The following is a 19214-nucleotide window of genomic DNA, read 5'->3' as shown; positions in this document are numbered from 1 at the left end:
TACCTACTCTCCTTCCAACTCTTTTTAAGCAGCGTCTGATTTATCCCTGATTGCTGTATAACCCGTATAAATAAGCGATTTTTTTGGGAGGAAGTTCCTCTTCACTTAATGACAGGGATTCTGCGTCCTTATGGGCAAATAAGGCTGTTGTAAGCGCTAGTTCATGATTTGATGTATTTTCTAACCGATAGATAAAGCCTGAGAAACGCTTACCCTGATATTGCTTTTCAAGGGTTACCTTTATGTTTTTTTTAATGTAAAAAGTTCGTGGAACAACCCGTTTTTCATTAAATTCTTTGGGAGTCTCCCCTGCTTTCATGGCAGCCATTGCCTCATCTACTTCACTGGCATCAGGGGTATCCAGTTTCACAAATTTCAATTTTGTTTGAGCGCGCGGCACAAGCCTTAAGGTTTTTCCAACCGATTCATCAGGTGTCAGGGTAAGTGATACGTGATGTCCTTTATCTGTAGTTAGGAACAGGGTAATGGGAACTTGAAAATTGGGCTTTATATACACCGAAAAATCGGTGCTTTCAGGGTTATCCATCTCACTTTTATCTACTGTAATAGCATGCTCTGGGTAACTTAATTTAGTGATCGATTCCCCTTCAACAAACACACGATTAAAGTTAATACTCGATAAGGTCAGATTAAACTGCTCTCCTTCTTCAAAAGCGATGACCGAAGGAGCTGTGCTTGCACCAACAATTCCTGAGCACAAACAACTGATAAGAAGAATGGTTTTTTTAGCTTTATCATAAATTGAGTTAGTCATGGTGTATCTCCTGAATGGACACAAGATTTAAAAGGCCTGATTGATATGAAAACTGCACTCGATACATTTTGTGTTGTGGCTTTAATTGAAGCCCATGGCTTGTGCGATACAATTGCCCTTCGATTTGACCTTGATTTTTAGAGACATCCACGGATACTTTTTCAGCATAAAAAACGGAGCTTACATTTTTTTCATGTACTGTTTTTCGCTCGGCATCCAATAGTTTGGAAAACGATTCCTGGTATTTCGCTGGAATCAGATGAGACAGCATGGTGTAGCGTGCATCAATGGTCTCTGGGTTGTAGGTCAGGCGTAAGTCAGCAGCTTTTTGCGTCATTTCTTTCAGGTATTCGGGTGAATAACCTTTATCGCCAATGCTAAACTCAAGACCAGTGCACACTGGAAGCCAGTGAACCTGCTTATGCAGTAAGGTATAAAAATTTAAGGCGCACAGAACAATAATTGCAAATGTACTCGATAGCGCCCAAATCAGCGTCAGTTTGAATAACAGTCTGTTTTTTGCAATCGCATTATCACGAAATGAAGTATCCATTAAATCACCTGATATAAATTCGGTTGGCAGAATCGGGCAAAGCTCGAAATAAAAGGGACGTTAACCTGTGAGGCAGCGACCAGTACACGATGGCAAACAGACTCCGCAGAGGCAGTCCGCCATACTTGATATGCATCGCAACGCTTAGGGCTGCGCCTATCATAAAAAGCTGATAGGCAAGTCCTGTTAAAAGCCCAATTCCTGTGAGTAAAAAAATGGGCAGGCCTGTGGTAACAGGAATACCCGCAATTTTTGGCTCATCAGAGAGCATAAAGGTTTGGTAGTTGCGAGCCATTATTTCAATGCCCAGTGAGTAAACACCATCAATACCGGAACACCCGCAAGGACTGCGATATTTTTGGTTTTGATGTAGGCATAAGCCCCTGCAAGCCCTTCTGCTAACAAAAGAAAATAAGGAAGATCTGAATCCGCTCCAAAGGTTGCCTTTACTTCCTCTTTTAATCCAGAAAGCCGATTCTCAGCAGCGAAACAAGAGTCAGGCATCAAACACAACAGTGCCAAACTAATCATTAAAAAAGGGAGCAGCTGCCTGGCATACAGATATCCTTTAATGCTCAAATCGTTCATTGCTGTTCTATAGTTCATCACATTCTCCTTTTTTGGTTAAAAAAATCCCCTGAGCCCCAATTTGTGCTCATTTTTTATTCTTTTTATTTAATAAATCGTGTTTTTGCGGTTTTAAAAAGAGTGCTTACTCATCCATGGCTACTCCTTTATTGGGCATGTTTTGACTTAATAGGTGATTGCTCTTTTTCAGTTCATCTAAAATTTGCGTCAGTAGGTGATTTGCTAAATCCAGTTTTTTGAACAAAGCCACATACTCAACTGATTTGGCTACGTCAGGAACCTCGGTATTCAGGGCTAAAACAAGTGCATAAAGTCCTCCACCAGTCAGAACGTGTTTAAAATATTCGAAATCATGTTCCTTATTCATTGCTGCATCAACTGCAAGTATCTGATTGAGCTTAACGTTATTTTCAGGCAGTGTTACGGGCTCTGCATAAATAATTCCACTTACGACCATGAAGGTCATCGATAGCATGAGTGTTTTAATTGCGTTCATAAAGTACCCCTTTTCTATTGGCTTATTTTTATCAGTTAATGCACTGTTTCATTCTCAATCGGATACATTAAAAACAACTGCTGCCTTCTTAATAATGAATAAGCATATATTGCTGCTTGTGCATTCTTATCAAAATCAAAGCCACCTATGTTCAGGGCCGCCTGTTGCAAGCAGGAAATACAACTCTCTAAAATATCAAATACTTCTTGTTCTACATTCATAATGGATTATTTTGATGAGCGATAAGGTTATTGAACCATCATTTAAGTGAAGGTGCATTCACCTAGGTGCAAGGATAAGAAAAAAGTGAAAATTTTTTCTTAGAATGAATAGACTAATTAAAATAACTATTGAAATCGTAGGTAATTATCAAATATTTCATCAACTTTACATAATCGGTAAAGAGTTGTTCCAGGTTAGACTCATGCAATCCCATGTCCTTTAACCAGTTAAAAAAATCCTCTCCTTTTAACAAGTTATGCTCCTCTCTAAATTGTTCGACTTGATATATAAGCTCGCATTGTGTAATTGCATACGTTTGTTGATCAAGAAGAGATAGTAAGTATTGATAACGGAGCCTATTCTTTTTTGTTTCAGGAATTGATAGTAATTTAAGAATATTTTCCACTCTCTTTAGAGACACTAAACATTCTGTCTGCTCATGCACCGGGGCACGCAACCAAACAGGAGACAAAGTGGACTCAATTAATTTTTTTTCAAAAAGAGTAAACTCTCTTTTTTTTCTATTTAAATCAGAAACCGTAGAAAGAATGTGTTGTTGATTTAAAGAAAGCAATAACGACTTTGCATCCTCTTTTTTTGCATCTATATAATTAGATTTAATCAAATGATAAAGATCTTCTGACACGTGTTGAGCAATTTTCTCCCAAGTTCTTTCAGCATAAAAAATGGATCGTATTGAATTTAAAACAGTTCCGTTATTAATACTATTTTGTCGTTCAAGCGTTAGACGAATATTGATTAAAGGAATAGTTTGCACGTTATTGAATTTAGAATAAGCAATTGCCACTTCATCGTCGCCATCTACTTCTTCATTCTTATACATCTCATATATACGCCCATGTCCACGCATGCCAAAAGAATCCAGCTCGGCTGCTCTCAAAGCCCCCATTGAAGCTGCACCCCAAACCTCAATACCGTAGTCTAATGCTGTTAATATTTCTTTATGCCACACAGAAGGAACCCAGGAAAAATTTCCATCGATGATAACTATCCGTTTATACCCTGATTTTATTGCTTTAAGTACATCTCCCTTTTTGATTGAAGGTAAATACGCCGCATGGGGAAGTAGATGTATCGCTTCTTGGTGGGTTAACGAAGTTTCTAAAAAAACTACTGTTTCATACATGACTTATCAAATCCATAGAAATTAGTTTTACTTTTAAAATGCATATTTCTTTGTCATAGTATTTATAAACTAAAATATCCTGATTGTTTCCCTTAATCTTTTCAAACAGAGCTGAAAGTGCATCTTCTATTGTCTTTACCGAATAATTAGGCAACTCAGAAAAATCCTTCTTATCTTTGACGACAGGAAACTCACTAGTTTGAAAATCATACTTTGTATGAATCAAGTCATCACGGGAACCTGCTATTGTAGTTACTCGCGATTGAATAGCCTCAGTCAGTGCTCGATTTAAAGCTATTTGTTTATCGAGATGACATCCACCGCCTTTAAATAGAATTTGATTTTCAAAAGGATTTTTTGATTTAATCCATACCTCAAACGAAGGAATTTCATAAATATTTTCATGAAAGTAAATATGATAATCAAATTTTTTTGTTATATTTTTGACCATTTCACCCTTAACAAAAGCAGTTACGGATATTTTTAGAGCATTTTGTCGTTCTATTACCTCTAGAATTCCGTGTAAAAGGGCCTCTTTAAAGTTATTTCCCCCCGCAAGTCCAGTGGTATCAGGAGAGTAAATCAATACTTCTGGCAAATAAGAATTTAGTGAGAACTCAGCAAAAGGCACAAGAATGGATTTTTCTGCAAATATTAATTCAGCTTGTACCCAATTCATTGGCCGTGAAGAATCACTAAAGTGTACAGACTTTGAAAGATCGTTTAGCGGTATAAAAATAGCTTTGTCTTGAGCTAGCTCAAGCTCTGACTTATTAGTCAGTTGTGGTATTAATTCTTCGGCAAAATATACTTCAATGGACTCCATCAATGCCGAGCACTGAGCGGCCTCTTTTGTTAATCCTTTTCCCTGACTCGTGGTTAACGATTTTGCTCTAGGTCTTATTGCAGTATAGACAGGTAGAGCGGTGTAATCTAAATGGGTTAAATCGGCTAAGCGTGTAATTCCTGCCAGTTTCTTTAAAGAAGTCAATAAACCTAGTGTTTCGCTGTAATTACGAGCTCTTAAAGACGTTTCTTGATGCTCAAAAATCATTTAGAAAGCCTTTCATTAAGATAATAGGCATCAACACCTAAGTTTCTTAGTTCTGATACAAACAATTTACTTCGATATCCTGATGCACAATAAAATACCAACTTCTTATCTTTATAGGATAAGAAAAATGAATAATCAGTATTCTCTTTAACAGGAAAAAATAGATCATCTTCTAATTTGGTAATCTCTCGTTCTTCTTTTTGCCTTATATCAACTAGAAAATGTTTGGTTCTATCAAGTTGCCCCAGGGAAATTCCATAATCAGCGCCCTGATTCTGCAGATAACTTAAGCTGATTTTTCTTTGTTTACATGCAAAACAGTTATTATTTTGCTTTATAGGCATTGAAGAGATATTGAAGTTTTTCGCATCTATTATTCGTATCTGTGGTATTTTTTCATTCTCTATCTTGAGTAAATAATTTAATGCCAAATTAGCAGCCATGGTTCCTGCCATTCCTGTCACAGTGCCTAAAACACCCGCTTCCGAACAATTAGGTATTACACCTATAGGTGGTGGATTTGGGTATAGACAACGATAACAAAAGTGCTTTGTATCAAATAAAGCAAGTTGAATGATATTGACCAAAATACTACAGCTGATAAATACTTTATTCTTTAAAACACAAATATCGTTAATAAGGTATCTTGTTTCAAAATTATCTGTTCCGTCAATAATCAAGTCAATATCAGATACTAAGGAATATCCGAAATCCACATCAAACCTTTTAGTGTGAACCTCTATGACAATATTTTTATTAATTTTTCTTAAAACATCTCTCGCTTTTTCTGCCTTATAGAACCCTATATCGCATTCATTAAATAAGATCTGTCTATGCAAATTAGAAAGGTCTACTTTATCATCGTCGACAAGAATTAACTTTCCAACACCAGCTGCGGCAAGATATTGCGCTACTGGACTTCCTATCCCGCCGAGTCCAACGATCATAATTGTTGCGTTATTTATTATTTTTTGACCTTGCTCTCCAATAACGGAAATTTGACGTTTATATCTATCCACTCTCCTACCCTCCTGAAATAGAAGTCACAATACACACTTCATCATTTGGGTTAAGAATAATGTCTTTAATGGATGATATCTGTTCTGAGTTAACAAATACGGAAATGTATCCTTTTGAACAACCAAAGTCGTCAAACATCTTTTCAAAATTTTCTTTATAAAATTCTGCTAATACTTGTTGCAAGTTTGATTTACTGGAAACCAATTGGGTTTGTTTTCTATCTGAATTAAACTCTATTAATTGATATTCATGCATTCTTATAACCTGTAGATTTTTGTATAAACGACATATATAATTTACTTATATTTTTAACAATTGTGACGAAAATATGAACGAACAACTGTTTAAAGACCTTACTAAAAACTCATCAGCAGCCAAAATGAGGCTATAATCGATTTTTAGAATTAATATATTTCTACAATATCTTGCTCTGCAAGAAAGCTACCTGCTTGGTTGATTTCAGTAATACAGTCATCCCAACAAATCACCATCACTGACTTAGACATATGCGCCATTTCCTCACTGGTATCATCAGGCCTAACAAAAAGTGTCCACTCGTTTTGTACATGGAGTTCTGGCTTGTGAATTTTTTTTATAACACCGTTCTTTCTAGGAAAATAACCACAAATGTAATGGCTTTTATTCTTTACCAAGCGAGGAGGGTCAACCTCACAAACAATACAACATAAAATTGTTTCAAGACTCAAGGAGTATTTCTTTTGGTATAACTTATTTAGACCAATACCTGGAGGTCTAGCATTAGTTTCAATAAACTGAATACAACCATCCTCACTCATGAAAAACTCGGTGTGAAGCACCCCGTTATTGAATTCTAATAACTGGCAAATCTTAACTGAAGCATCCAAAATTAATTGTCGCTGATGCTCATCTAAAATATTCAGACTAAATATAGGCAAATTTTTACTGACCATTAAATGATTTGGATGCGTATATTTTCTGGCTTCTACAAACAATATATTCCCATCAAATACTGCCAATTCTGAATGGTATAAATCATCTGCAACATAAGCTTGAACGATATACTTTTCCTCGCTCTCTTTTTTATTGGCCAAAAAATCACAAAAATCCTTCTCGGTTTTAATATGATATGTCTCATACGAGCCAGATGAATTAATAGGTTTAATAAATATCTCTTGATCACCTATCCTTTCTTTGATTGATTTTAGGTTTGAAGATTCAATCAATGTTGTTGTTTTAGGATATAAAAATAAACCATCCAATTTTTGATACATAAGATCTTTATGACTTAATAGCATCGATGTATTCAAACCCATGCCTGCTATATTTAGTTTTTCCCTGACTCTTGCTACATCAACAAACATATCTTCCGAAAAACAGACTATATAATTAGGGCGAATCGAATCACAAATAGCGAGCAGATCTTCAAATGAAAATGAGCTTACTAATACATTTTCTCTGTCCTTAACAAACTTAGATTCTTCTTTAATCAAAAAAATCGGGGAAATTCCTAGCTGAACTAGTAGATCACAATCAATTAGCTCATAATCCTGGAGGGGATCAATGCATAACAGTGTCTTTATTTTCATTGTATTTAATACCAAAGCATCCTACTAAAAATGTTGTTTTAGAAGGGAACTGATCTACTGAATAACCAAGTTTATCTGTTACTTCTAAAAACCGAGAATCATAAGAAAAAATTGTCTCTCTAGGCAATTTAAATAGATTATTAGTCACTTGATTATTTTTTTCATGAAAAAGTGTTAAATCCAGATTAGTAGCACTTTCAAAAAAAGGGGTACTCTTGAAATGACCTAACTTCTTTATATGATCCGCATATTGCAAATAAGTATCGTATATTAATTCACATCGTTGTGGTTTATTTGAAAATGATGTTGGTTTAAAAGCCATCTCTTCTTTGAGTATTGAATAAAAAACAGGATTGTTTTTATTTTTATCAAAATGCACTGGCTCCATAACAAAGGGAATGTATTTGGATTTATATATATCGCGATACACCTCAACAATAAAATCTAAAGGTAATAAATCATCACCAACAGCTAATCCGTAGCCAGGAACTTGTCCTGTCCCTATAGTAATTAATTGGCTAATCGCATTATTAGTAAATTCATTTTGAGATATTTCTGGATTATTTGCACGAACATAGGCCATTAGATAATTATAAAAAGGCAGATTTGCGTAATATCCTGTTTGATTAGAATCAAACTCCATCACCAAACTCAAAAGAGTAGGTAATTTATTCTCTTTTATTAAAGTTACAATTTCAGAGGGAAATACCAATAACCTTGAACGCCAACTACAATTGGCTGCATCGCACAAACTTTTGAAGGTTAAATAATGATTTCCAAGATCATCTGGAACAGGAATATCCGCCTTAAAATATTTTTCTAAACTAGCATGAGGCCTTGCATCCGCTACAGGACAGAGTAAGAATGTATTCCTTGCGCCGGAAGATATTTGCAATATATCTGTTGGATGATGAGTATTTGAAGCATTATAAAGTGAACTAACGCTTAAAAAATCTCCCTCTCTATAGACCTGATGTGTACTTGACTTCCCTTTAAACTCAATAAACATTTCAAGATTTTTTTCTAAAACCATTGAGAAAGGAACTGAAGACAGTCTGCCACCCGTATTTGGTAAATAAAAATGGTGTTCATCTGCAATAATCTGCCCATACTGATATTCAAGAACAGTAAAAAGCATATTTTCAATGCCATCTATGGTTTCCAATACTTCATAGAGGCGTTTGCTAACCCGAGCTATGTCCGTTTTTACCTTATCCCACGATAATTCACTCATATGGCATCAATTTAAAATCCTATTAATTAACTGAATCATACAAGAGAACATGAGGGTATTCAATCAATCCGTATTTCATGTAATAAAATTTATTGGTAAAAATAACAATTTTTATTGCATTAATGCATTTCAAGTTATAAATTATGTCACATGGAACGCGTTTTTATATAAACGGAGTTTAAATGACAATTGATCATGTGGATAATCAAATCATAAAAATGATAGTCAGCGGCTGTCATGTGAATGACATTGCAGAAGATACAAAAAAGTCAAAGAGATACATTCTTTACCGACTCAGTGACTTAAAAACTAGCTTTAATTGTAAAACCACGCCGCAGTTAATTTATATGCTGGCTACATCAGGTTTAATTAAGTAATATTTTTCACATGGATGTATTATGAATAATTCGATTTATTATTTAGGCTTTAACAAGCTTCTCTCATTAACCAAATGCTCTAAAGAAGCACTTCTCTTAGATAAAATAATTTTTCATCATCAAGGTACCCTTTTAAAGCGCGAAAATAGATTATGGTTTACAAAAAAAATTCCAGAACTTGCAGCAGAGCTTGGGTTTAGCGAAAGCAGAATATATATTTACCTAAAAAACTTAGAAGAAAACGGCTTCATTATCAGAAAACGATTTAAATATTACGGTGTGCCTCGATCGTTTATAACCCTTACAGAAACGCTTCAAAGAAAATTACAACTGATCCCCAAAGAACCCAAAAGCACTATAGAGGTAAAAGAAAAAGAGCTTGTTTCTGAGCCAGATATAAACGAGAGAATGGATTATCTTGTTTCAACAGATATCATTAATAAAGAAAAAAATAGAGTAATTAATAATATTACCTTTTCTCAGTCAGACACCAGATTACCACTCAATGAGCTCCATATTGCTAAAGGGATGTTGATGAATGTTCAAAAGCAACACGGAGTAAAACTATCCTCACCACAAAAGGTCTTGGATGAGGTTGTATTTTCATTAAGTAACCAAGAACAATTCCAAAACATTGGCACTTTTCAACACAAAATTAATATCATTTCTCAACTTCTTCGCTCAAATCGCTGGAGAACACCCAAAGGATTTGATAAATATTCTCCTGAAGGGAAACGTTACAAGGAAAAGCACGACCTGGAAAATGCTGTTCGACTACAATTGAAGAAGGAAGAATGTACATATTCTGGATTAGATGAGATCGCTACACATAAACATTTATCCAATGTTTATGAATTGGCTCATCCCCCATGTACTAACATAGAATTACAAAAGTCACTTCAAATTCAACAAAGTCTTATAAATGGCATTAAAAAAGATATCAAAACAATAAAAAACCCTAATGTATTGGATAATTTTCTAAAAATATTAGCTCAAGAAGAAACAAAATTATCCAAATTACAGGCGGAGTTATCGTTACAATAGATCATGCTACTCCTTCGATCGCTTCGACCGAGATTTTTTGTATACTATTCTCAATCGTTTTAGAACATAACCAGAGAATGAGTGCACCAAAGATGGCATAAAGACCTAGCTGGGTAAATGCGCTCATATAATGTTCATTGCTAATAAGCGGATTTAGTGATTCCGATTGAGTCATTAAATTAGAAAAATAGTTGGATAATGTGGCTGCTATTCCTGAAGCCATCATCCATATCCCCATCATAAGTCCTTGCAGTTTTTCTGGTGCAAGACTTCCTATCATCGCGTAACCAACAGGAGCAATAAGCAACTCCCCTATCGCCTGAAGAAGATAATGCGCAATAATCCAAATCATGCTAGTTAATCCCTCAGTACCACAATTCATTATGCCAACAGTCAATGCCAAAAACGACAATGCAATAAACACTAAGGAACACATAAATTGTTTTGATATTGAAATGGTGATTTGTTTCTTTCTTAGTTTATCAAATAGAGTGATTGCTATAGGTGAGCCAATAATTACAAAAATTGAGTTTAAATTCATTAACCATTGTGGAGGAATATAATAAGTACCTATGTAAATACTCACGTTATACTTCAAGAATTGAGTCACACCCATAGGTCCTACAAAATAAAGCATCCAAAATACAATTGAACTTACCGTTAAAAATACAAAAGAATATATTTTTTTTCGTGCATTTTGTGTACTTAAACTTCGTCCAAGTAATGTTATATAGAATAAAGCCGCAGAACCAATTAAGAGTATGAGGCCATTTGCTAACCAAGAATAATAAAACCCTGCTAGAAGAATAGGTATAATAAATATGATTAATATCAGACCTAGTCGACCCCTCTTTATCTCCTCCCTGGTATTTACTTTATTTTTTGCGAAATATCTCCACGATTTAATAATGAAAAACACCGTAATTAGATTAATCAAATTACTTACTTCAAATAAACGATCGTATCTATCGTGAATATCAATAAATCCGCTCATAACATAACCAGAGAGGAATCCTATATTCATAGCACTGTAATTATGAAAAAATGCTTTTTCTCTTAATTCATTTTCGTTACTTGTAAATTGTTGGGTAATAAGGCAGTTAATACATGTAGATCCTAATCCACACCCTATAAGAAACAAGCTTAACCCTAGATACACAATAGAATCAGAAAAATTAAGTACTATTAACCCTAAAGTTTGTATAAGCGTTGAAATGGCAAATAGCAATCGATTACTTAAAAATCTATCCCCAATGTACCCCGCTACAACATGTAAAATAAAATTTGATGCCAGAAAAAATCCTACGATTCCATTGGATTGCATTTGAGTTAAGCCAATATTCTTTGTTAAATAAAGGGATAATGATGAAAATAAAATAGCAAAACTGAATGTAGTTATTGCATTTAGCCAATGTAGATAAACTACCCCTTTTCGCTCACCCCTTACAGCATGCATTTCATTTCCTTATTAAAAACTTTTACTGTTACATCACACAAACAATTCTTCAGATTTTACTTGGACTAAATCACTCAATAATTTTTTAGGTTCAACTTGCACGGAGGGAATAGCTGTTTGCTCAGCTGTTATAAATCCATTTTTATGACAATGATCCATAAAACTAAATAGTTTTATAAAGTAATCATCAACGTTAAGAAACCCTATCTTTTTGTCAAGCCCTCCAATTTTTATTGCATTCCATGTTTCAACAGCTTCCTCTAGTGTTCCTAAACCACCAGGCATAACGATAAATGCGTCAGCCAGATATTGAAGCATTTTTTTTCTTTCTTGCATGGAGGAGACTATATGAAGTTCATCTAGAATGTCTAACGGTTTTTCTTTGTCTAAAAGATGTGTGGTAGTAACCCCGATCGCTTTACCGCCCAACTCTTTTACAGTTCTTGCTAATAAACCCATCATACCAAGACGTGACCCACCATAAACTAGTGTAAGTCCATGAGCAGCTATTTCATGAGCAAGCTTAATAACAGCTTCTTTGAATACCAGATTATTTCCAGAACTAGCACCAAGATATACACAAATTGTTTTCATTACTAATTATCTCATTCCCCGTAAACGTCGCACCTATCAATAAAATAATATATCCCCGTAAATGTCCCACCCTTAAAGTTTATAGCTATTCTTAATTGCTATTGAACTAAGTCAATATAATCTTCCATTGATATGATAGTACCTATTTCACTATATCTATTTTCTTTAATGAAGCTATGAAAAGAAGCTTTGGTTGCAGGGTGATCCAGACCATGCTTTTTATACCAATTTTTGAGAATACTACTTTGCACCTTTATGAATTTCTCAAAATCATTATTTAAATCGATTTTTTGATGTTCTGTTAGTTTCTCTAGGTATGTGTTTATCTTTTTGTTTACATACTGTTTGTAGCGATCTGATTGCTCTTCCAATTTTTCTTTCTTTTCTTTTTCTTTAGCTTCTGAGATCTTGCGACGTTCATTAATTACAGCTTTGCTTGATCTGCTAAGCTTATAATCTTTTTTTAATGCTTCAATCAAATACCCAGCTAAGCCTCTAATTTTTCCAGCAACAAAACTTTCTGATTGAGTAATAATTTCTACTTTTTCTCGAATGTACTCACTGTCATACTTTGCATATGTCTCATCAATCATTTGAGTTGAAAATCCAAATGTATTAATCAATATTTGTTTTAATCCTTCGTCAATCGATAAGTCATTAAGTTGGATTGGAGACTCATCAAACTGTTTTTCTAGTTTGAATCGAACTCTAGTTACTTTCTGATTAACTCGTTCTATTTCAGGTAAAATACGAATAGGTGATACGGCATTTACTTCATTAACGCCAACATCAAGTACTCTTTTCTTAAAATCCTTAAATACTTGATATTTTCCATCAAATACGCCCATTAACTTTCTAAAAATCTCTATTGGAAACCATGGTGTCTGTGCAAGTCCTTTGTATCGAATACAGTTCTCGTAAAGTGCTAAGCCATAACCTGATTTAAACTTTGAAATCAGATCAATATTGATTTGGCCATAAATTTCGGGTTGATACATAAGGTCTTTCATTACCTGGCTGTATTCATAGATACAAACCCCGTTAGAAAGCTCCGCAGACGCCAATATTGAGCTAGCCTTCCACCTTTTTTCTTGCCCAGTTGTACAGTCAATAACGTTCCATTCAATAGCTATTGTTATTAATCCAAGTAAAGCTTCTTTTAGCTTTGCAGTATCTTTGCTATTGTAGCCAATCAGTTGATATAGATCTTTTCCTCTGATTTCGAATTGCTGTTTGTAAGGCAGATCTGGGTACGCATTAAACAGCAACGCATTAAAAAGCTTTCGCTGAACTAATGACAAGTTATTAGAACAATGTATCGCGTTAACATGTTTTTTAAGTTCAAGACTTTTATTATTTATTGCTACGCTTCCCATACGTTTCTCCATGCTACCAAACAAGTAATCCGAGTACTCGGATTCACTCTCAATCCGAGTACTCGGATTCTGCTATAATTTGCTCTAAATAATTTGAAACGTGCTCGCACATATCTTCCACATTAACAAAACTAGCAATCTCTTTATTAAGAACAATAGATGGAAGTCCTCGATAATCTGACTTACAAGTAAATAATTTTTTCCCATTTACAGAGATATAAGACTTAGCATTACTGACAGTTTTAGTTTTATTTTTTTGTCGTGACTCGTTCTCTTCAAAAATTTTTTCTAACTTAGCTTGTGAGGTGATTGTTTTACCTAACTGATTGGCAATAGAAAACATTTTACTGTAGTTTTCTTTAGACTTATTAAGTATTTGAACAATCGTTACAGCAAGCTGCTTTGAAAGGGCATGTACATCAGGGATAGCTCTCACTATATCGTCTGGAATTTTAGAATAAGCCATCAATTCGTTGAATGTAGAATAGGAGATGCGTAATTTTTCAGAAAGTTCCTTTTCTGTTTTAAATACATTATCTAATAACAATCGTTTATAAAGCATCGCATTAGAATAATTACTAACATCATTCCGTAATTTATTCTCTGCATCTTGCGATGCAATAGCGTCTTGAACGTTGGGAATATCTTTTCTAATTACAAGAAAGGGGATTCCTAATCTCATGCAGGCGATATGTCTTCTTCGACCGAAAATAACCTCATATTTTATTTTTCCATGAGGATTAGGATGACTTCTTACTAAAGCTGGCTGCAACTGCTTATTTGATTTAATAGAATCAATTAGACCATCAATATCACCTAATTCACCTTCTTGGCGATTAGCGTATTTCCATGGTTCGCATTCCTCTGGATTAACATAAATTAATTCCTGTTCAGCAAATTCAATTCCAGATTGAGTTTTAAAATAAGATGGAGTCTTGGGAGTAGCTGGTTTTAAAATAATTTCTTCTTCAGTAGTCTCTATTTTTTTTACTTGACCACTTTTCATGAGCATACCTAAAGGGCCAGAATTATGAACGTTACGCTTACTATTATCCATGTTGCTCTCCACTTACAAAGGATGCTTTAGCTTGTTTATCCCAGATTTCTTTAAAGTTATTAATAATTTCAAGATTGACATCATCCAAATGTTGCAAGGCTCTACGATAAGCTTCTCGACTACCACGGGGCTTTGAAACATCATAGATGGTTCCGATCTCATTAGCTGCTTTTGCAACCTCTACTGTTTCACACATATGGTTAGTGAGAATATATCTGCCAAACTGCTCTCGCATCATATTCTCCATCTGTAACGCCTCATTACTTCCGCTGTGTTTAGAAATGAGAATTCGTAAATATTCCAATTTTTTTGAAGGTAATTCTTTGAACATGTTTCGTAAGGTAGCTGTATACATAATAAAACTTGAATAATCATTCATACTTGGAGGAATAGGGATAATGATCCCATCGCACGCAATGATTGCATTAAGTGTTAGTAAACCAAGATTTGGTCCACAATCAATTAGAATTACATCATATTGATTTTTAATAATTTTTAATGACTCTGATAATCGTATGAAGGGTGAACCTAGGCGCTCATGATTGTTTTCTTTTTCGTTAGGTAAAATCAGATCGCAATCTTGTATCGCTAAGTTAGCTGGGATGATATCAAGACCATCAAAATGAGTTTTTAATATTACATTTTTTATATTATTAGGATTGGATATTAACACATTGGTTATTGTATCTTCATAACGTAATTCTAAATCAGGTATTAATCCTGAACTAATTAAAGTTGCTGTTCCTTGTGCATCAAAGTCTAAAAGTAGGACTTTTAAACCTTCTATAGCAATTTTTTTTCCTAAATCAACTGTGGTTTCAGTTTTTCCAACTCCACCTTTTAAGTTAGAAACAGCTATGGTTAAACACTTTGAGCCCTTTGGTCTTTTATATCGAGTTTCTGCTTTATCTCTAAGCGCATTAATAGCTGCCAAAGTATATTTTTTAATTTTCCTGCCATTTTCAGAGTCTTCAATTACTATTCCAGGGATATCATCTGATGATTCTAGCAATTTTCTGAACGTAGGATCGGAAACTTTAACCATTTTTGCGGCCTCAATAGCTCCCCAAGTTCTAGGTTTTTTTCTTTTCTCAGGACTAATCACAAAATTTCTTAGTGTTAGTAACATTTCGTTACCTGCTTGATAGAACTTATCCATTAACTGTTCTGGATTATCTGTTCCATACGTAATGATTTGAGGATCAAGCATGATTTCCCTTTTATTAAAATAAGTAATTTTCACATTTCTTATAATTTATCTATGATTTATTGAAAATGCAACAGAAAAATGAAATTTCTATTTACTATAGAAACACAACGTGTTTTAATTTTTTTAAGATCTATTTATTAGTTGTTTAGAAACTAAGTCAGTCAATCTTCTTAAGGGTTATAAGAGAGTCAGAGGGACTTTTACGGGGATTATTAGGGACATTTGCGGGTAAGGGTGAGGCTGCTACGGGACAAGGTGAGACGTTTTCAGGAAGTAAAAATAAGAATAATAACTAAAGGTGCGACGTTTACAGGTCGGGTGGGACGTTTGCAGGGATAATTGAGGAGAGACACTCGTGTCAAATTTAGAATTGAAGGGATTGAAGTTGCTTCGAGCTCTAGACAATTCATTCCAGGATGGAAAATCGAAACCCTGTGAATCGATAACTCATTTAGCTGTTGAGTTATTAAATTCTGGAAAATATCAGCCTAGAAAACAATTTGATGAAACTGTTTTAGATGAGCTTGCAAGCTCCATCAAAGTTCAAGGGATTATCCAGCCACTTATTGTTAGAAAGATTGCAGAAGAACGTTATGAGATTATTGCTGGCGAAAGACGCTGGCGAGCGGCAAAAAAAGCAGGATTAACTTATGTACCTGTTATTATTAGAAATGTTGATGATAATATTGCTCTCGCATTTTCACTGATTGAAAATATTCAACGTGAAAATCTCAACCCAATTGAAGAGGCGCTAGCATTAAACCGTTTTCGCGAAGAGTTCCATATGACTCATGAAGACATAGCACAAATGATAGGGCGCTCTAGAGCTTCAGTTACTAATACGCTTCGCTTACTATCTTTGGATTCTAGAGTAATAGAGATGCTAAACGAGGGTAAGATTGATATGGGACATGCCCGAGCAATTTTGAAACTTTCGCCAGAACATCAATATCAAGTTGCATGTGCCGTTATTGAGAAACAGCTCAATGTGCGTGATACGGAGGCATTAGCAAACCGATTGAAGTCATCAGGGGATAAGGAACATGACAAGACTTTTTTTTCAGCTACACGCCATGACAAGTGTGAGGAGTGGAGTACCTATCTATCCCAACAATTTACAACAAATGTTTCTGTAAAAGTAAATGCTGAAGGTAAGGGAAAAGTGATTATCGAGGTGAATTCTGCTAGTGAGGTTGATTGGTTGATCAAACTAATGAGCGAAAGAGGATAGTTATCCACAAAATCTGTTGATAACGTTGTGTGATAATCGTGGGTTATAACGTAATTAAGCCTGTTAATGAGAAAGAAGAGCGTGTTTAATTTTTGGATTTTGGATTAATGATGAGACCATTGCGTATTTTTATCAGTAGCGTACAACAAGAATTTAAAGAAGATCGTCTAGAGATATGCCATTGGTTGAAAAATGATCCCTTAATGCGTCGTTTTTTTGATCCATTTTTATTCGAAGAATTGCCAGCTCATGATAGGAGGGCAGATCAAGTTTATCTAGAACAAGTAAGTGCTTGTGATATCTATATTGGTCTTTTTGGCTATGATTATGGCTTTGAGAATGCAAAAGGTGTTTCCCCTACTGAGGAAGAATACAATCTAGCTTCCGAGGAACATAAGACCCGATTAATTTTTATAAAGGGAAATGAAGAAAGTAAACGTCACCCTAAAATGAAAAATCTTATTACTCGTGTTGGAACTGAATTAATCAGAAGGCGTTATCAATCTATTTCCGAGCTTATTTCCAGTGTTTATGCGGCTTTAATACATGATTTAGAAGAACGAAAATTAATCAGAAATAGCCCTTTTGATGCCGCTCCTTGTCGAGGGGCAACATTATTAGACTTAGATGAAGAGGGGATGACGGCTTTTTTACGTCGAGCAAAACGAGGACGTGGATTTCCACTGCCTATCGATGCGACCTCTTTTGAATTACTGTCCCATTTGAATTTGCTAGATGAGGATAAGCCTACACATGCCGCAATGTTACTCTTTGGAAAGCAACCACAACGGTTTGTTATGTCATCCGAGGTAAAATGTGCTCATTTTCACGGGACAGAAGTAGCCAAACCCATTCCTTCATATCAAGTATATAAAGGCACGTTATTTTCACTGGTCGATCAGGCGATTGATTTCGTAATGTCCAAAATTAATCTTTGGGTGGGAACCAGAGAGAGCGGGGCGGAAGTGCCTGTTGCCTATGAAATTCCCCAGGAAGTTGTCGCAGAAGCGATTGTGAATGCGGTTGCTCATCGAGACTATGATAGTAATGGAAGTGTACAGGTAATGCTGTTTGCAGATCGATTGGAAATTTGGAATCCAGGAGGACTCCCTCCATCATTGACCTTAGAGAAATTACGTCATCCACATGGTTCTGTTCCAAGAAATCCCTTGCTTGCTGAGCCATTGTATTTAACGAAATATATCGAGCGTATGGGAACTGGTACAGGCGATATGATTCGTCGTTGCCGTGAGGTTGGACTGCCAGAGCCTGAATTTTCTATCTCCGATGGATTCAAGACAACCATTTGGCGTAAATCATCATCGATGACCGGACAAGTTACCGGACAAGTTACCGGACAAGTTACCGGACAAGTCGATCCATGGGTTGAGCGGGTACTAAGAGCATGTGAGCTAAAAGGTGAGCTGAAAAGTATAGAGCTACAAGAGGTAGCAGGTATTAGGCATCGAGAAACTTTTCAACGTAATTATCTTGATCAATTGCTCAGGGATGAGTTAATCGAGCGTACTATCCCAGAAAAGCCTAAAAGTAGATTGCAAAAATATCGTTTATCCAAAAAGGGAAAAATTTTATTAGAAGATTTATCTAAAAATAAAAAATAGGATGAAGCCGATGTTAGAAAAGAGAAAGAAATAAAAAGCAATTATTAAGTGACTTTGATTGAATGATTTCTGTTTGAGGGAGCGCTGTTTAGCAAAATATCACCGAAGGGCAATTTTTATGCGTTTAAGTAAAAAAATCAACTTCCATATTTTAGTTTTAAGCGTCGTTTTCACTACAACCAATGGTTTTGGTTACATAAATAACGTCGCTTTATTAAGCGCTATTAAAACACGTTTATGATAACTCTGTATATTAAATAGTCAGTTAAGGCAAAACGGTAAGCCTTGGCGTCATTTAGAAAATAGCCAAATTAGCAATGCGTTTTAGGCGATCAGGGTTGTCTTCAACATAAATTGCTGTGGTGACAATGTTGGCATGACCTGCAAGACGAGAGACAGCTTTAATATCCGCGCCCTGTTCAATTAAGCGGGTAATGAAAGTACGTCGACCAGAATGGGAGCTTGCCCCAATGATTCCTGCCTTATCATAGAGTGACTTGAACCATTTTTGCAAACTATTAGGCGTAAAGCGACTTTTGCGTTGGGTCTGAAATAAGGGTTTGTCTCGTGCGGGCTTGGGGAGCAATGGA

General features: G+C 35.2%; 22 protein-coding genes and 1 pseudogene. 4 read left to right on the top strand and 19 right to left on the bottom strand.

Annotated features, from left to right (window positions below; translation table 11 throughout):
• Positions 1-40 precede the first annotated feature (40 nt).
• The 12 genes from traK to DYH34_RS17820 all read right to left on the bottom strand — a co-directional run bounded on the left by traK (position 41) and on the right by DYH34_RS17820 (position 8657).
• Entirely contained in the window at positions 41-775 is a 735-nt protein-coding gene (gene traK, locus DYH34_RS17875) for a type-F conjugative transfer system secretin TraK (protein ID WP_058464702.1), read from the bottom strand.
• Positions 768-1328 (bottom strand): TraE/TraK family type IV conjugative transfer system protein, encoded by a 561-nt coding sequence (locus tag DYH34_RS17870; protein WP_058464701.1) that lies wholly within the window; start codon positions 1326-1328, stop codon positions 768-770. Before DYH34_RS17870 ends, traK begins: the two co-directional genes overlap by 8 nt.
• Positions 1329-1332: 4 nt before the next feature.
• On the bottom strand, positions 1333-1623 hold the full coding sequence (gene traL, locus DYH34_RS17865; protein WP_021460416.1) for a type IV conjugative transfer system protein TraL: 291 nt from the start codon (positions 1621-1623) through the stop codon (positions 1333-1335).
• On the bottom strand, positions 1623-1934 hold the full coding sequence (locus tag DYH34_RS17860) for a type IV conjugative transfer system pilin TraA (protein WP_058464700.1): 312 nt from the start codon (positions 1932-1934) through the stop codon (positions 1623-1625). Before DYH34_RS17860 ends, traL begins: the two co-directional genes overlap by 1 nt.
• 106 nt (positions 1935-2040) lie before the next feature.
• A complete protein-coding gene (locus tag DYH34_RS17855; RefSeq protein WP_058464699.1) occupies positions 2041-2412 on the bottom strand; it encodes a hypothetical protein in 372 nt (123 codons plus the stop codon).
• Positions 2413-2447: 35 nt separating this feature from the next.
• Entirely contained in the window at positions 2448-2633 is a 186-nt protein-coding gene (locus DYH34_RS17850) for a hypothetical protein (RefSeq protein ID WP_058393350.1), read from the bottom strand.
• Positions 2634-2746: 113 nt separating this feature from the next.
• Positions 2747-3781, bottom strand: a complete 1035-nt coding sequence (locus tag DYH34_RS17845) for a TfuA-like protein (protein ID WP_058464698.1) — start codon at positions 3779-3781, stop codon at positions 2747-2749.
• On the bottom strand, positions 3774-4835 hold the full coding sequence (locus DYH34_RS17840) for a YcaO-like family protein (RefSeq protein WP_058464697.1): 1062 nt from the start codon (positions 4833-4835) through the stop codon (positions 3774-3776). Before DYH34_RS17840 ends, DYH34_RS17845 begins: the two co-directional genes overlap by 8 nt.
• A complete protein-coding gene (locus tag DYH34_RS17835) occupies positions 4832-5854 on the bottom strand; it encodes a HesA/MoeB/ThiF family protein (protein ID WP_058464696.1) in 1023 nt (340 codons plus the stop codon). Before DYH34_RS17835 ends, DYH34_RS17840 begins: the two co-directional genes overlap by 4 nt.
• A gap of 4 nt (positions 5855-5858) precedes the next feature.
• Entirely contained in the window at positions 5859-6110 is a 252-nt protein-coding gene (locus DYH34_RS17830; RefSeq protein WP_019235296.1) for a MoaD/ThiS family protein, read from the bottom strand.
• A gap of 149 nt (positions 6111-6259) precedes the next feature.
• Positions 6260-7423 (bottom strand): ATP-grasp domain-containing protein, encoded by a 1164-nt coding sequence (locus tag DYH34_RS17825; RefSeq protein WP_058464695.1) that lies wholly within the window; start codon positions 7421-7423, stop codon positions 6260-6262.
• Positions 7395-8657: a hypothetical protein gene (locus DYH34_RS17820; RefSeq protein ID WP_058464694.1), complete on the bottom strand. Its 1263-nt coding sequence runs from the start codon at positions 8655-8657 to the stop codon at positions 7395-7397. The genes DYH34_RS17825 and DYH34_RS17820 overlap by 29 nt, the downstream gene beginning before the upstream one ends.
• 182 nt (positions 8658-8839) lie before the next feature.
• Between DYH34_RS17820 and DYH34_RS17815 the strand changes: the two genes are divergently transcribed.
• Both DYH34_RS17815 and DYH34_RS17810 read left to right on the top strand, forming a co-directional pair.
• Complete coding sequence (locus tag DYH34_RS17815) at positions 8840-9034, top strand: hypothetical protein (protein WP_019235293.1); 195 nt, start codon at positions 8840-8842, stop codon at positions 9032-9034.
• Between the two features lie 21 nt (positions 9035-9055).
• On the top strand, positions 9056-10078 hold the full coding sequence (locus DYH34_RS17810) for a hypothetical protein (RefSeq protein WP_058464693.1): 1023 nt from the start codon (positions 9056-9058) through the stop codon (positions 10076-10078).
• A 1-nt stretch (position 10079) separates the two neighbouring features.
• Here DYH34_RS17810 and DYH34_RS17805 read toward each other — a convergent pair whose 3' ends face one another.
• The 6 genes and pseudogenes from DYH34_RS17805 to DYH34_RS18500 all read right to left on the bottom strand — a co-directional run.
• Complete coding sequence (locus DYH34_RS17805; RefSeq protein WP_058464692.1) at positions 10080-11534, bottom strand: peptide MFS transporter; 1455 nt, start codon at positions 11532-11534, stop codon at positions 10080-10082.
• Positions 11535-11567: 33 nt separating this feature from the next.
• Positions 11568-12128 carry an LOG family protein gene (locus tag DYH34_RS17800; protein WP_065240098.1) on the bottom strand — a complete coding sequence of 187 codons (561 nt, stop codon included), beginning with the start codon at positions 12126-12128 and terminating at the stop codon, positions 11568-11570.
• Between the two features lie 98 nt (positions 12129-12226).
• Positions 12227-13504, bottom strand: a complete 1278-nt coding sequence (locus DYH34_RS17795) for a replication initiation protein (protein ID WP_238585514.1) — start codon at positions 13502-13504, stop codon at positions 12227-12229.
• Positions 13505-13553: 49 nt separating this feature from the next.
• A complete protein-coding gene (locus DYH34_RS17790) occupies positions 13554-14561 on the bottom strand; it encodes a ParB/RepB/Spo0J family partition protein (protein ID WP_058464690.1) in 1008 nt (335 codons plus the stop codon).
• Positions 14554-15771 carry an AAA family ATPase gene (locus DYH34_RS17785; RefSeq protein WP_058464689.1) on the bottom strand — a complete coding sequence of 406 codons (1218 nt, stop codon included), beginning with the start codon at positions 15769-15771 and terminating at the stop codon, positions 14554-14556. Before DYH34_RS17785 ends, DYH34_RS17790 begins: the two co-directional genes overlap by 8 nt.
• 56 nt (positions 15772-15827) lie before the next feature.
• Positions 15828-15899, bottom strand: a pseudogene (locus DYH34_RS18500) (hypothetical protein); the annotation flags it as partial.
• A 227-nt stretch (positions 15900-16126) separates the two neighbouring features.
• Here DYH34_RS18500 and DYH34_RS17780 point away from each other — a divergent pair.
• Both DYH34_RS17780 and DYH34_RS17775 read left to right on the top strand, forming a co-directional pair.
• Positions 16127-17002, top strand: coding sequence for a ParB/RepB/Spo0J family partition protein (locus tag DYH34_RS17780; RefSeq protein ID WP_058464688.1), 876 nt, complete (start codon positions 16127-16129; stop codon positions 17000-17002).
• Between the two features lie 110 nt (positions 17003-17112).
• Complete coding sequence (locus DYH34_RS17775) at positions 17113-18624, top strand: ATP-binding protein (protein WP_058464687.1); 1512 nt, start codon at positions 17113-17115, stop codon at positions 18622-18624.
• Between the two features lie 295 nt (positions 18625-18919).
• Here the strand turns inward: DYH34_RS17775 and DYH34_RS17770 are convergent, their stop codons facing one another.
• Positions 18920-19210 (bottom strand): tyrosine-type recombinase/integrase, encoded by a 291-nt coding sequence (locus tag DYH34_RS17770; protein ID WP_238589484.1) that lies wholly within the window; start codon positions 19208-19210, stop codon positions 18920-18922.
• Between the last annotated feature and the right edge of the window lie 4 nt (positions 19211-19214).

This window comes from Legionella cincinnatiensis (assembly GCF_900452415.1).
GTDB lineage: Bacteria > Pseudomonadota > Gammaproteobacteria > Legionellales > Legionellaceae > Legionella > Legionella cincinnatiensis.
Note: the sequence above shows the minus strand (reverse complement) of the source record. Positions and strands in the feature narration are given on the sequence as shown.

Bases quoted from the DNA above. Each gene is read 5' to 3' on its own strand.
- traK (WP_058464702.1), bottom strand. From the start codon at position 775: ATGACTAACTCAATTTATGATAAAGCTAAAAAAACCATTCTTCTTATC.
- DYH34_RS17870 (WP_058464701.1), bottom strand. From the start codon at position 1,328: ATGGATACTTCATTTCGTGATAATGCGATTGCAAAAAACAGACTGTTA.
- traL (WP_021460416.1), bottom strand. From the start codon at position 1,623: ATGGCTCGCAACTACCAAACCTTTATGCTCTCTGATGAGCCAAAAATT.
- DYH34_RS17860 (WP_058464700.1), bottom strand. From the start codon at position 1,934: ATGAACTATAGAACAGCAATGAACGATTTGAGCATTAAAGGATATCTG.
- DYH34_RS17855 (WP_058464699.1), bottom strand. From the start codon at position 2,412: ATGAACGCAATTAAAACACTCATGCTATCGATGACCTTCATGGTCGTA.
- DYH34_RS17850 (WP_058393350.1), bottom strand. From the start codon at position 2,633: ATGAATGTAGAACAAGAAGTATTTGATATTTTAGAGAGTTGTATTTCC.
- DYH34_RS17845 (WP_058464698.1), bottom strand. From the start codon at position 3,781: ATGTATGAAACAGTAGTTTTTTTAGAAACTTCGTTAACCCACCAAGAA.
- DYH34_RS17840 (WP_058464697.1), bottom strand. From the start codon at position 4,835: ATGATTTTTGAGCATCAAGAAACGTCTTTAAGAGCTCGTAATTACAGC.
- DYH34_RS17830 (WP_019235296.1), bottom strand. From the start codon at position 6,110: ATGCATGAATATCAATTAATAGAGTTTAATTCAGATAGAAAACAAACC.
- DYH34_RS17825 (WP_058464695.1), bottom strand. From the start codon at position 7,423: ATGAAAATAAAGACACTGTTATGCATTGATCCCCTCCAGGATTATGAG.
- DYH34_RS17820 (WP_058464694.1), bottom strand. From the start codon at position 8,657: ATGAGTGAATTATCGTGGGATAAGGTAAAAACGGACATAGCTCGGGTT.
- DYH34_RS17815 (WP_019235293.1), top strand. From the start codon at position 8,840: ATGACAATTGATCATGTGGATAATCAAATCATAAAAATGATAGTCAGC.
- DYH34_RS17810 (WP_058464693.1), top strand. From the start codon at position 9,056: ATGAATAATTCGATTTATTATTTAGGCTTTAACAAGCTTCTCTCATTA.
- DYH34_RS17805 (WP_058464692.1), bottom strand. From the start codon at position 11,534: ATGCATGCTGTAAGGGGTGAGCGAAAAGGGGTAGTTTATCTACATTGG.
- DYH34_RS17800 (WP_065240098.1), bottom strand. From the start codon at position 12,128: ATGAAAACAATTTGTGTATATCTTGGTGCTAGTTCTGGAAATAATCTG.
- DYH34_RS17795 (WP_238585514.1), bottom strand. From the start codon at position 13,504: ATGGGAAGCGTAGCAATAAATAATAAAAGTCTTGAACTTAAAAAACAT.
- DYH34_RS17790 (WP_058464690.1), bottom strand. From the start codon at position 14,561: ATGGATAATAGTAAGCGTAACGTTCATAATTCTGGCCCTTTAGGTATG.
- DYH34_RS17785 (WP_058464689.1), bottom strand. From the start codon at position 15,771: ATGCTTGATCCTCAAATCATTACGTATGGAACAGATAATCCAGAACAG.
- DYH34_RS17775 (WP_058464687.1), top strand. From the start codon at position 17,113: ATGAGACCATTGCGTATTTTTATCAGTAGCGTACAACAAGAATTTAAA.